The sequence below is a fragment of the Pseudomonas putida genome (assembly GCF_001941965.1).
Classification (GTDB): domain Bacteria; phylum Pseudomonadota; class Gammaproteobacteria; order Pseudomonadales; family Pseudomonadaceae; genus Aquipseudomonas; species Aquipseudomonas putida_L.
Map to the genome: position 1 here is coordinate 307,853 of NZ_MKZO01000012.1, position 12,300 is coordinate 320,152.

8 protein-coding genes are annotated in these 12,300 nt (G+C 65.8%); all 8 read right to left on the bottom strand.

Annotated features, from left to right (window positions below; translation table 11 throughout):
• Positions 1 to 24: 24 nt before the first annotated feature.
• Positions 25 to 2,910 carry a TIGR00180 family glycosyltransferase gene (locus tag PSEMO_RS08475; protein WP_075802664.1) on the bottom strand — a complete coding sequence of 962 codons (2,886 nt, stop codon included), beginning with the start codon at positions 2,908 to 2,910 and terminating at the stop codon, positions 25 to 27.
• 42 nt (positions 2,911 to 2,952) lie between these two features.
• Entirely contained in the window at positions 2,953 to 3,684 is a 732-nt protein-coding gene (locus PSEMO_RS08480) for a cephalosporin hydroxylase family protein (protein ID WP_075802665.1), read from the bottom strand.
• A 10-nt stretch (positions 3,685 to 3,694) separates the two neighbouring features.
• Positions 3,695 to 4,564, bottom strand: coding sequence for an NAD-dependent epimerase/dehydratase family protein (locus PSEMO_RS08485; RefSeq protein WP_178391980.1), 870 nt, complete (start codon positions 4,562 to 4,564; stop codon positions 3,695 to 3,697).
• Positions 4,565 to 4,569: 5 nt separating this feature from the next.
• Positions 4,570 to 5,793: a class I SAM-dependent methyltransferase gene (locus PSEMO_RS08490; RefSeq protein ID WP_075802667.1), complete on the bottom strand. Its 1,224-nt coding sequence runs from the start codon at positions 5,791 to 5,793 to the stop codon at positions 4,570 to 4,572.
• Positions 5,790 to 6,350 carry a dTDP-4-dehydrorhamnose 3,5-epimerase family protein gene (locus tag PSEMO_RS08495; RefSeq protein ID WP_075802668.1) on the bottom strand — a complete coding sequence of 187 codons (561 nt, stop codon included), beginning with the start codon at positions 6,348 to 6,350 and terminating at the stop codon, positions 5,790 to 5,792. Before PSEMO_RS08495 ends, PSEMO_RS08490 begins: the two co-directional genes overlap by 4 nt.
• On the bottom strand, positions 6,347 to 7,429 hold the full coding sequence (rfbG, locus tag PSEMO_RS08500) for a CDP-glucose 4,6-dehydratase (RefSeq protein ID WP_075802669.1): 1,083 nt from the start codon (positions 7,427 to 7,429) through the stop codon (positions 6,347 to 6,349). The genes PSEMO_RS08495 and rfbG overlap by 4 nt, the downstream gene beginning before the upstream one ends.
• Positions 7,411 to 8,184 carry a glucose-1-phosphate cytidylyltransferase gene (gene rfbF, locus PSEMO_RS08505; RefSeq protein ID WP_075802670.1) on the bottom strand — a complete coding sequence of 258 codons (774 nt, stop codon included), beginning with the start codon at positions 8,182 to 8,184 and terminating at the stop codon, positions 7,411 to 7,413. Before rfbF ends, rfbG begins: the two co-directional genes overlap by 19 nt.
• A gap of 497 nt (positions 8,185 to 8,681) precedes the next feature.
• Entirely contained in the window at positions 8,682 to 12,269 is a 3,588-nt protein-coding gene (locus PSEMO_RS08510; protein ID WP_075802782.1) for a glycosyltransferase, read from the bottom strand.
• Between the last annotated feature and the right edge of the window lie 31 nt (positions 12,270 to 12,300).

Genomic DNA, 12,300 nt, shown 5'->3' on the forward strand with positions numbered 1-12,300 from the left:
GCACGGCGGCCCCCCAGCGGCGCCCTAGCCGATCAGGGCCGTCCAGTCGAACGTCGCCTTCGCTGGCTCCAGGCGCCGCCCGTGCGCCGCACTGCCCCACAGGCCGGCCCACTTGCTGCGCAAGGCCGCGAGGGCAGCCTCGTCTTCCGGCAACTGCCCCGGATGCACCACCTGCACCTGCGGCGTCCACACCGTCAGCAGACCGGCTTCAGCCACCTTCAGGCACAGGTCGACATCGGCCCAGGCATTGGCGAAGTCGCCTTCGTCCAGGCCGCCCAGGGCACGGAAGACTTCGGTACGAACCATCAGGCAGACTCCCGATACCGCCGGGTAGCCCTGCTCGACCAAGGCCTGGCCAAGATAGCCGCCCTCGTCCTTGCCCAGCCCGACATGGGCCGCCTGCACCCGACCATCGGCGCCGAGCATCAAGCCGCCCTGGCTGACCTTGCCGGCAGCATCCAGCAGCTTGGCACCGACCACACCGACTTCCGGCCGCTGCGCCTGGTTGAGCAACAGCTCCAGCCAGTTGGCGTTGACCACTTCGGCATCGGCATCCAGCAGCACCAGGTACTCACCCGCGGCCTCGGCACTGGCGGCGTTGATCAGGGCCGCCTCGCTCAGGCGCTGCGGGCTTTGCAGGACACGCACGCGCCCGCCGAGTTGCTGCAGTTGCTCCAGCCATTGAAGGTGCTCAGGCGCCTGGCTGGCGTTGTCCGCGATCAGCACTTCATAACGCAAGTAGCGGGTGCGCTGGAGAATGCTTTCCAGGCAACGCTGCAGCACCGCCTGGTTATCCTCGCTGCGCAGGATGATCGACACCTGCGGACGCTCCAGGTGGCGGTAGTCGATGCGCAGGGCACCCGGCTGCGGCGTGCTGACCTGGGCCTTGTAGCCACGGGCCGAGAGGTGCCGGGCCAGGGCCTGGCGCGCGTGATCGTTGTGTTCCAGTTCCGGGGTACGGCTGATCAGCACGGGCTCGTCGAGGTGGGCCAGGCCGTTCAGGCCACCCTTCTCGACCAGGCGCAGGAGCAGTTCGTATTCCAGGGCCTGGCTGAACTCGCTGGCGTAGCCACCGGCCTCCACCAGCACTTCGCGGCGCACCAGCCAGTGCCGCGCCATCAGCGCCGGCAGGCTTTGCAAAAGGTCCAGGTTGATCCCCGGGCGCAGCATTTCGCGCCAGGCACCACCGGCCACCTGCTGGATTTCATCCACGGCCACCGCGCGGCACTCTGGCGCGTCCAGCAATTCCAGGCCGGCACGCAGCAGGCCGGTAGCGGTGAACTCATCACCGGCCTCGGCCAGCATCAGCCAGTCGCAGGCGGTCTGGCGGGCGATCTGGTTGAGCTTGTCGACATAGTCGTCCTCGCTGACCCGCACGAAGTGCAAGGTGTTCTGCAAGGTCGTCGTCGCTGGCAGAGGCCCGGTGGTGAAGACGATGATGCGGAACGAACGGCTGATGCCGGACAGCAGGCTGTCGAAGGTCGCTTGCAGCTTGCTTTCGTCATTCTTCAGGTTGAGCAGGAGGATGCCGATCTGCGGCCCGCCCTGGTGCTGTTGCAGGTGCGCCAGGGCCGCCTCGCGGCTGGCTTCGTCAGGCTGGCGTGCCTGCAGCCAGTCGAGCAGGCGCCCGGACGGCTGGGCAGCGAGCAACTTCCGCCCGCCGTCGCTGTGCACGGCTTCCAGGCGACGTATCCATGCCTGCAGGATGGCAACGGCCTCGGATTCGTCCTGCTCATCCAGCAGGCCGGCGAGACGCTTGACCGCGGCAAGGTTGAACGGTGCCAGTTGCACCGCTTCGCGAGCCCGGGCGAGCTGGCTGCGCGGGGTGTCGTCGACCCGCCCTTCCAGCAGGCGCTCCTGCTTGAGCCAGATCGATTCCAGCTCCTCCAGTTGCAGGCGCCCCGCCGGCATGGCGTGCAGGAGAAACTCGATGTCATCCAGGTGATCGAAGAACGGCTTGTTGTAGAACGGCAGTTCGACGTACTGGTTGGCCAGGAACGAACGCTTCGGCGTTGCGCCCGGCGCGCTGATGGTGGACGAGAACAGTTGCTCGGCGGTCAGCGAGCGGCCGGCAGCCAGGCCTTCGTACATGAGCGCGAAGCACTGGTGGGCGAAGGCGCGCAAGTCCTCGTGCTCGCCCTTGAGCGGGGTGTCCAGCCCGGCCAGCACACTGGCGAACTTCTCGCGGCCGGCCACCGACTCGGGGTCCGGCATGGCCAGGGCGAAGGTCACTTCGGTGTTGTGCTCGGAGGCCCCGTAGTTGGCCTCGCGCACCACGTAGGGAATCGCCAGCATGCGCGCCTTGGCGCTGGCCAGCAGGAAGTACACATGGCTGACTTCCAGCCACTCGAAACTCAGTTCGTCGGGAATCTGCCGGGCCCAGTCCTGCAGCAGCGCGGTGCGGGTCACGGCGTAGAACGGCGGGATGAAGGCATAGAGGTAATCGAGCACGCGCTGGCGCGGGTCGTCGCTGCCGAAGTCCTCGCGTTCGAGCTTCTTGTCACGGCGGTAGTAGCTGGTGAACCGGCCGGTCGCCAGGTACATCAGGTTGTAGCCGTGGCACATGCCGTAGTCCGGGTTCGCCTCGAGGAAGTCCAGGGACTGCCCGATGCCATCGGCCAGGATGAAATCGTCATCGGCCGCGAGGACCACGTAGGGCGTTGTGACCAGGCCCAGGCCATGCTTGATCTTGGCCTGGAAGCCGCGGTAGTTGAACTGCGGCAGGTGCCGGTAATCGACGTTCGGGAAGCGCGCGGCGATATCGCTGGCAGGCTCGGGCGACGAATCCAGGACCAGCAGCGTGCCGGGGAAGTCCTGGTAGTACTGCAGGGCACGACGCAGGAAGGCCGGGCGCTTGTGGGTCAGCATGACCAGGGTGAACTGGGGATTCGGGGCAGTGCTTGCGTGCATGGGGGTACCTGACAGGGAATTCTCGGTAAAGGTCGAAGGGCTTCAGCGCACCCGGCGCAGATAACCGTCCCGCGCCACGGTGATCAGCAGCTTGTCCTGCATCTGCTGGTCGATCTCGAAGTCGCTGGTTTCCTTCAGGTAGGCCCAGACCGCGGTTTTCGGGTTGTCACCGACGCCCCATGGACGATCCGGGAAGGCATCGGCCGGCATGTCCTCGACCACGGTGTCCATGACCACGCAGTAGCTGCCCTGCGACACCAGCGGCGCGTAGGCGCGCAGCTCGGCGAGCACGTGCTCGTGGGTGTGGTTGGAGTCCAGTACCACGATGACCTTCTTGCCCTCGGCCAGCGCGCGCACCTGCTCGATGATCGCCGGGTCGATGCTGGAACCCTGGATCATGCTGACGCGCTTGAACATCGGGTGGCTCTCGATGGCCTCGCGGTTGTGCGGGCGGATATCCAGGTCGATGCCCAGCACTTCGCCGTGGCCCTGCAATTCCAGCAGCGAGGCGTAGTAGAGGATCGAACCGCCGTGGGCGATGCCGCACTCGATGACCAGGTCCGGCTTGACCTGCCAGATGATTTCCTGCATCGCCAGCATGTCCTGGGGCAGCTGGATGATCGGCCGGCCCATCCAGGAGAAGTGGTAGGTGTACTTGTGTTTGGCCGACTTGTTGTAGAAGTCCTGGGCCAGATCCTTGAGCTGCTCGTCCTGGCCCTGGGCGGCGATTCCGGCCTGGCATTCGGCTTCGAAGGCTTTGATAACGTCAGTCATGATGCAGTCTCTATGGAAAGTCTTTGGAAAGCGTTGCGTCTGCCAGCAACGCCTGCAGGCGCCGGGCATCACCCCAGAACGCCATCGGCTCGTGGGTCGGATAAGGGTAGTGACCGAGGTTCAGGGCAATCGCCGAATGCCGGGCGGCGCAATGGCGCTCCACCAGGCTACGAACCGCTATCGGCTGGCCGCTGCAAATGTTGACCACGCCGCTGAAATCCGCGTGCTGCAACAGGGTCGCGAGATGGCCGGCGGCGGTCTCGATCGGCAGGAAGTCCCGCAGTTGCTCGCCACCGGACATGTCGAAGCGTTCCTGCCCGCCATCGATGGCCCGGTCCAGCGCCGCCAGCAAGCTGTTGGGGTTTTGCCCCTCGCCGTACAGGTAGAACAGGCGCGCCCACTGCAAGCGGAACGGCAACTGCTGGCGCAGGGTGTCGAGGAACAGGTGCAGGCTGTGCTTGGCCAGGCCGTAGGCGTTGGCAGGCCGGCAGTGCAGATCCTCGCCCAGCGGACCGCTCTGCATGCCGTACTCGAAGCAGGTACCGGTGACCTGCACCCGCCCTACCCCGGCCTCGACGGCACGCTTGATGAAGGCGTAGTCGGCCATCAGGTTGTGTTCAAGGTGGAACAGGCCCTGGTAGTTGGGCAGGCCCGGCCAGGCCAGGTGGACCAGGGCGTCGATACCCTCGCACAGGGCGGCGACATCGGTGGCCGGGTCATGGATATCGGCCGCGACGAACTCGACCCGGTCGAACCACGGCAGGGCCCGCGCCGGTTCTTCACGCCGGGCGACTGCACGTACCTGGCAGCCCCGGTCCAGCAATGCGGCGACCAGATGCCGGCCGACGAAGCCGGTGGCGCCGGTGACCAGCACATTCAGAGCGCTCACAGGACGGTCAGCTCTGGCACGGCGATCACGAAGCGTCCGCCCCACTCACGCACCAATGCCTGTTGCTCGCTGACTTCCTTGAGCAGGTTCCACGGCAGCACCAGCACGTAGTCAGGCTGCTCGATGGCCAGGCGCTCCGGCGCCACCACCGGAATGCGGCTGCCCGGGAGGAACTTGCCCTGCTTGTGCGGGTTGGCGTCGGCGACCCAGGCCAGCAGGTCTTCGCGTACACCGGCGTAGTTGAGCAGGGTATTGCCCTTGGCTGCGGCACCGTAGCCGACCACGCGCTTGCCCTCGGCTTTGGCCTGAAGCAGGAAGCGCAGCAAACCGTGCTTGATCCGCTCGGCCGCCGGAGCCAGGGTCGAGTAGAAGTCGGCACGGGTCACGCCGATCCTGTCTTCCATCTCCAGCAAGGCCTGAACCGCCGGCAGCAGGGTTTGCGGACCGCCGTCACGCTGGACGAAGACCCGCAACGAGCCACCATGGGTCGGCAGTTCCTGGACGTCGAAGATTTCCAGGCCGTTGCGCTGGCACAGGGTGCGCACCGCGGTCAGCGACAGGTAGGAATAATGCTCGTGGTACAGGGTGTCGAACTGGTTCTCGGCCATCAGGCTGAGCAGATGGGGGAACTCGAAGGTGGCCACGCCGGTGGGCTTGAGCAGCGTGGCAAAACCACGGAGGAAATCGTTGGTATCCGGCACATGGGCGAGCACGTTGTTGGCCGCCATCAGGTCGGCGCTCCAGCCCTCCGCCACCAGTTGCGCGGCGCTCTGCTCGCCGAAGAACACCTCGCGGATCTCCAGGCCCTTGTCCCGCGCCGCCTGGGCGGTGCTGCGGGTTGGCTCGACACCGAGGCAGGGAATGCCGCGCCCGGCCACGTACTGCAACAAGTAGCCATCGTTGGCGGCAATCTCCACCACCCGGCTGTGCCCGTCCAGGCCGAAGCGCGCGCTCATCTCCTCGACGTACTGGCGGGCATGGGCCAGCCAGGAACTGGAGTAGGAGCTGAAATAGGCGTAGTCGGCATCGAACAGCGTGTCGGCGCGGGTGTAGTCCTCGGTCTGCACCAGCCAGCACTGCTGGCAGACGCCGACCTTGAGCGGCACCCAGGCCTCGGCGGCGGCCAACTGGTCGGCACGCAGGTAGGCGTTGGAAGGCGGCGCGGTGCCCAGGTCAATCAGGGGCAGGCTCAGCGCTGCGCCACAGCCACGGCAATTCATGCAGGCACTCCGGTGAAATGATGATCCAGCAAGGGATGGCTTTCATCCCGGGCCGACAGATTCTTGACAGGCAGCGGCCAGGCAATCGCCAGGCGCGGGTCGTGCACCGACAGCCCGCCCTCGCGACCCGGCGCATAGTCGGCGCTGTGCAGGTAGAGCAGCTCGGCCTCCTCGCTCAGCACCTGGAAGCCGTGGGCGAAACCGGCGGGGATCAGCAGGCTGCGACCGTCACCTTCCTTGAGGTGTTCGGCATGCCAGTGCAGGAAGGTCGGCGAGCCGGCGCGCAGGTCCACCGCCACATCCCAGACCTCGCCACGCAGGCAGGTGATCAGCTTGGCTTCCGGCTGCTCGCCCTGCTGGTAGTGCAGGCCGCGGACCGAGCCTGCGCCGAGGGTGCGCGAGTGGTTGATCTGGCGGATATGGAACGGCGTACCGAGGCCGTCCAGGCTGCCTTCGCAGAACAGCCGGGAAAACTGCCCGCGGGCATCGCCATGGCGCTTGTGCTGCACGTTGAACAGGCCGGCCAGCGGCAGGGCCTGGAGTTGCAGGTCGCTCACGACAGCTCCGCGTACAGGTTCAACTGATCGAGGGTGACCGCGCGCAGGTCGTCGCCGCGCTTCCACGCCAGATGCCATTGCAGGGTGTGCTCCAGGCATTCGCGCAGCGACCAGCGGGTGCGCCAGCCGAGCAATTGCCGGGCGCGGCCGCTGTCCAGGCGCAGCACGCCGGCTTCATGCAGGTCGCTTGGCTCGACGCGCATGCCCGGCGAATCCGGCCACTGCCGCGACAGGTGGGAGACCACATCGCCGACGCTGCACATATCGCCTTCGGCCGGACCGAAGTTCCACGCCCCGGAGAACGCCGGGCCTTCGGTGTACAAGCGGTGCGCCAGCAACAGGTAACCGGCCAGCGGCTCCAGGGCGTGCTGCCAGGGGCGCACGGCCTGTGGATAACGCAGGGTCACCGGGTGCCCGGCATCCCAGGCCTTGAGGACGTCGGGAATCAGCCGTTCGGCAGCGAAATCGCCACCGCCGAGCACGTTGCCGGCCCGCGCCGTGGCCAGGGCCAGACCGTGCTCGCCGTGGCTGGCCGGCGGGAAGAAGGATGCGGTATAGGACTGCGCCAGCAGCTCGCAACAGGCCTTGCTGCTGCTGTACGGATCGTGGCCACCCAGCGCCTCGTTCTCACGGTATGGCCATGGCCATTCCTGGTTGGCGTAGACCTTGTCGGTGGTGACCAGCACCACCGCACGCACGCCGCCGACCTGGCGGATCGCTTCGAGCAGGTTGAGGGTGCCCATCACGTTGCTGGAATAGGTGCCCAGCGGGTCGCGATAAGCCTCGCGTACCAGCGGTTGGGCGGCCAGGTGCAGGACGATTTCCGGCTGCGCCTCGGCGACCACTTCGAGCAGGGCGCCGAGGTCGCGCAGGTCGCCGCGGGCGTCCTTGATATCGCGACCGACCTGGGCCAGTTCATAGAGGTTCGGGCCCGCTTGCGGATCGAGGGCGAAGCCGGTGACTTCGGCGCCCATCTCGCGCAGCCAGAGGGCCAGCCAACTGCCCTTGAAACCGGTATGGCCGGTCAGCAGGACGCGCTTGCCTTCCCAGAAATCGGCGTTCAGTCCCACTGTTTCCATGGAGCCTCCCCACTCTGCCAGAGTTGTTCGAGATGGTTCTTGTCGCGCAGGGTATCCATCGGATGCCAGAAGCCATCGTGCTGGAAGGCGTTCAACTGGTCTTCGGACGCCAGTTGCGCCAGGGGCTCGGACTCCCAGGAGGTCTGGTCGTCGGCGATATAGGGCAGCACTTTGGGCGAGAGGACGAAGAAGCCGCCATTGATCCAGCCGCCGTCGCCGCGGGGTTTCTCGATGAAGCCGGTGACCTTGTCGCCGTCACGCTGCAGGGCGCCGTAGCGGCCGGGCGGCTGCACGGCGGTGACCGTGGCGAGCTTGCCGTGGGCCATGTGGAAGTCCACCAGGGCACCGATATTCAGGTCGGAAACGCCGTCACCGTAGGTGAAGCAGAAGGCCTTTTCGTCCTCGACATAGCGAGCGGCGCGGCGCAGGCGGCCACCGGTCATGGTTTCCTCGCCGGTGTCGATCAGGGTCACGCGCCACGGCTCGCTGTAGTTCTGGTGGACGTCCATGCGATTGGCACGCATGTCGAAGGTGACGTCGGAGGTATGCAGGAAGTAGTTGGCGAAGAAATCCTTGATCGCGTAGCCCTTGTAGCCGAGGCAGATCACGAAGTCGTGGATCCCGTGGGCCGAGTACTGCTTCATGATGTGCCAGAGAATTGGCTTCCCGCCGATTTCGATCATCGGCTTCGGCTTCAGGTGCGACTCCTCGCTGATGCGGGTGCCCAGTCCACCGGCCAGAATTACTGCCTTCATGTCCTTCCCTCTCGTCGCGCCAGGCTACAGCGCGGGATTTATGGCGATGGGAGGGGGACTTGCAGGAAACGCGCCAGATTTGTAGCGACTTTTCGGGCCTCATCGCTGGCAAGCCAGCTCCCACAGCTCAACCGCGCCAGGCACAAATCCTGCGGCTGACTGAGGAACCTGTGGGAGCTGGCTTGCAAGCGATGAGGCCGGCACAGGCAATGCAAGTGCCCGCTCAGGCCAATCGCTGGCAACGCCAGCTCCCACAAGGTCCGTGTCGGGCGCAAATCCTATGGTCGACTCAGCTCCCACAAGGTCCGCGCCGGGCGCAAATCCTGTGGCCGACTCAGTAACCTGTGGGAGCCGGCGTTGCCGGCGATGAGGCCGGCACAGGCGATGCAAGTGTCAGCTCGGGCCAATCGCTGGCAAGCCAGCTCCCACAAGGTCCGTGTCGGGCACAAATCCTGTGACCGGCTCAGTACGGCAATAAGGCCATCAACAGCACCCCATCACCCCGGCATCCAGCCGTCATACCAGACCTGCACATGCTCCGGCCGCAACACATAGTTGCGCATCACCTCGTCATGCAACTGGTCACCCATGCGGTAGCTGGCCTCGGGGTCGGCCAGGTGCATGCGGATCGCCTCCAGCCATTCCTCGGTGGAGTTGCTCTTGACCCGCGTACACGGCAGGTAGCCCCGATAGGCCGCGGTGTCGGTGACGATCACCGGATAGCCGCAGGCACCATACTCCAGCAGCCGCAGGTTGCTCTTGCAGTCGTTGAAGATGTGGAATTCCAGCGGCGCCAGCGCCAGGTCCAGGTTGAGGCTGGACAGCTTGGCCGGATAGGCACCCAGGCCCACCGGCGCGTGGAACTCATGGATATACGGACGCAACGCCGGCGGGCACATGCCGAAAAAGACCCACTCCACTTCGTTGGCCAGGGTCTTGATCACCTCGGCAATCACTTCCAGGTCACCGGTGTGGCTGGTCCCGCCACCCCAGCCGACCCGCGGCTTGCTGGACGTGCGGCGCTGGGCACGGCGCCCGACCCAAAGCTCCTCGGCGAGCATGTTGGGCAGTACGCGGATGTCCTTGTGGGTATCGCTCAAGGCGTCGGCCAGCGGCTCGGTCGAGACGACGAGACGGTCACAACGGGCGATACCGCGACGCAACGAGCCTTCGAGATCGCGCGGGGTGTGCTTGAGGTGGCCGTTCTTCTTCGGCACCTTGATCACGTAGTCGTCCAGCTCGTAGATCACGAAGCCCTTGGAATACGTCTTGAGCCGCTCGATCTCCTTGATGAAGCCTTCGGTGTAGCGCCCCTGCAGAATCGCCACGTCCGGCGCGCTGCGGGCCAGCTCGACGTTGCTGGGAATCTCGAAGTATTGCTGCTGGGTCACCCAGCCCGCCGCTTCCAGCTCGGTCAGCGGCTTGATCACCCGGTAATGCCCGACCGCGGTCTTGTTCATCGGCAAGGCGAGGATATGCGGCAGCGAACGGCCGACGAAAGGCATCCAGCCCTCCCTGAGCCCCGGCTCCAGGCGGAAAGCCGATTCCTTCAGCGACAGGTTGACGTTGTACGCCGGGTCGCGGGCAATCATCGGCATCCACGCCTGCTGGAAGGCCTGGTGCTGCTCGACCAGTTGCACCTGGCGCTGCGCCTCCTCCTCCGCGTCCGGGGCCGGCCCGGCCGGGCGGTCCAGGACCAGGCGCGCGCGGGGCGTCCAGACACTGAGATAACCGGCCTGACGCATGCGCAGGCCCAGGTCGACATCGCTGAACGCGATGCTGAAGGCGGCGTCATCGAGGCCGCCCAGTTCGAGGAACAGTTGCCTGCGCACCAGCAGGCAGTCGGCACCCAAGGCGGAATAGCTCTGCGCCACCTGCAACCGTTGCATATAGCCGCCGGCCTCGGTCGGCTCGCCCATGAACGGCGAATGGACCGCGCCGCGCAGGCCGAGAATGCCGCCGGCATTGACCACCAGGCCGTGGGCGTTGATCAGTTCGCCGCCGACCATGCCGACCTCCGGGCGCTGGCCATGGGCAAGCAGTTCGTCCAGCCAGTGGCCATCGGTGACCACGGTGAAGACGTCGAGCATCAGCAGGTAGTCGCCCGCAGCTTCCCGGGCAGCCAGGTTCTGCTGGGCCGCGAAGGAGGTTTGCGCCTCCAGCGTCAACACCCGCAGGCGCGCCCCCATCTGCGCCATGGCCGCCAGCCAGGCACGGGATTCCTCGCGCTGGCTGGCATTGTCGATCACCAGCACCTCGTAGTTGGCGTACGCGGTGTTGCCGAACACGCTTTCCAGGCAGCGTTCGAGCGCTGCGACCTGGTCGCGGAAGCTGAACACCAGGGTCACCAGTGGCCGGGTCGGGTGCAGGTAGCGAATCTGGTTGATCGCACTGCCCGCCTCGTTTTCCAGGCGGTAATCGCGGCCCAGGCGCCGCAGATGCGCGTCCAGCACCCGAGGGTTTTCCGCAATCACCGCCGGCGAGGACAACCATGCGGCAAAGCCGAAGGCCGATTCCACCAGCACCTCGGGCACATGCTCGATCACCTGCGGACCGTGGCTTTCGACCAGGCGCCAGAGCAGGTCGTGGGGCGCCAGCTCCTGGTAACCACCAGCAAAACCGCCCGCCGCCAGGTAGTGGTCACGGGAGAAGGCCAGAGCGCGACCGGTGAACGGATAAGCGCGCTGCAGATCGAGGTTGAAATCGGGCTTGAACACCGGCCCGCTGGAAACCCCTTCATCATCCAGACAGCCCTCGTCACCATACAGGCAGGCGATATCGCCGATCCGCACGATGCGCTCGGCCATCAGCATGAGGCTGAACTCGCTGAGACGATCACCCGCCCGCAGCAGATAGAACCAGTCGATGCCCTCCAGTTCGGGGAGCAGTTCGTTGAGCTGCTGCGCCCAGTCGTCGTGGAGCTGGCGACTGATCAGGCGTTCGTCGAGGTCCGCCGGCAGCCGGCCGGTGCCCAGCAACAGGGTACTGGCGGCGCCATAGCTTTGACGCTGAATGCTGCCGAGGGTGCGCTGGCGTGCCTGGCTGTCGCTCTCGGCGTCGAGCACCACCACGGCGATGCGCGGACGCGATGGCCAGTGCTCGCTGAGGCGCATCAGGCGCGCCAGTACCAGCGGATCCTGACGGCAACCGAGCCACTCCTGGTACAGCTCGCCGAAGGTATCGCTGTTGTTGCCGACATGGGATTCCTGGATCGCCTGCAGGCTACGCAGGACATGGACCAGGTACAGGTTTTCCCAAACCCGCTCGGCCCGCTGGCCGTCCACCGGCAGCACATGGATCCTGACCCAGCCGGAGAAGGTCTCGGTCGCTGGCGGACGCGCGGCGAACATGCTGCGCAGCCATTGCATTTCGGTGGCACGGGCCGTTTGCAGATCGGCCTGGCGGCTCAACTGGTCCGGATGGATGCGCTCGATGCAGTTGACCTGGGCGGTCACCGCCAGGTTGCCGCGCCGCAGCAGGCAGACGAACAGGGCGAAGTGGATATGGCCATGGAAACCCGCCTCGACCAGCGCCGGCAGCAGTTCGCCAAGGTCCTTGGCGCGCATCAGGGTATTGCTGAACCCGCCGATGAAATTCAGCGGGTTGCTTTCGAAGAAGTCCAGCAGGTCATTGCCGTGATAGACCGTGGCGCCCAGGGTGAACCAGCTGTTTTCCAGGCGCTGGGACAGGGAGAAATCCTCGCCGTCGAGCAGACTGCGGCGCGTGGTGACCAGGCTCACATCGTCGTTGGCGAGGAACAGTTGCAGCTCGCTGCTGACGCAGTCGGCCATCAGCCGGTCGTCATCGCAAAGGAACTGCACATACTCGCCCCGCGCCAGCTCCAGCCCCGCCAGCAGGTTGCGTGGCAGGCCCAGGGGCTGCGGGTTGCGCTGGTAGTACAGCGGGCAACGGGCCAGGGGCTCCAGTTCGTCGACGATGGCCTTGATCTCGTCGTCACGGCCTTCGTCGCAGACGATGACTTCGAGGTTTTCATGGTTCTGCGCCATGGCGCTGACCAGGGCCGCACGGAAATAACGGGCGTTGTTGGCGAGGAGGACGAGGCTGACAAGGGGCGCTGGATTCACGATCAAGACTCTCGACCAGTGACTGCCCTCG

Bases quoted from the DNA above. Each gene is read 5' to 3' on its own strand.
- PSEMO_RS08475 (WP_075802664.1), bottom strand. From the start codon at position 2,910: ATGCACGCAAGCACTGCCCCGAATCCCCAGTTCACCCTGGTCATGCTG.
- PSEMO_RS08480 (WP_075802665.1), bottom strand. From the start codon at position 3,684: ATGACTGACGTTATCAAAGCCTTCGAAGCCGAATGCCAGGCCGGAATC.
- PSEMO_RS08490 (WP_075802667.1), bottom strand. From the start codon at position 5,793: ATGAATTGCCGTGGCTGTGGCGCAGCGCTGAGCCTGCCCCTGATTGAC.
- rfbG (WP_075802669.1), bottom strand. From the start codon at position 7,429: ATGGAAACAGTGGGACTGAACGCCGATTTCTGGGAAGGCAAGCGCGTC.
- rfbF (WP_075802670.1), bottom strand. From the start codon at position 8,184: ATGAAGGCAGTAATTCTGGCCGGTGGACTGGGCACCCGCATCAGCGAG.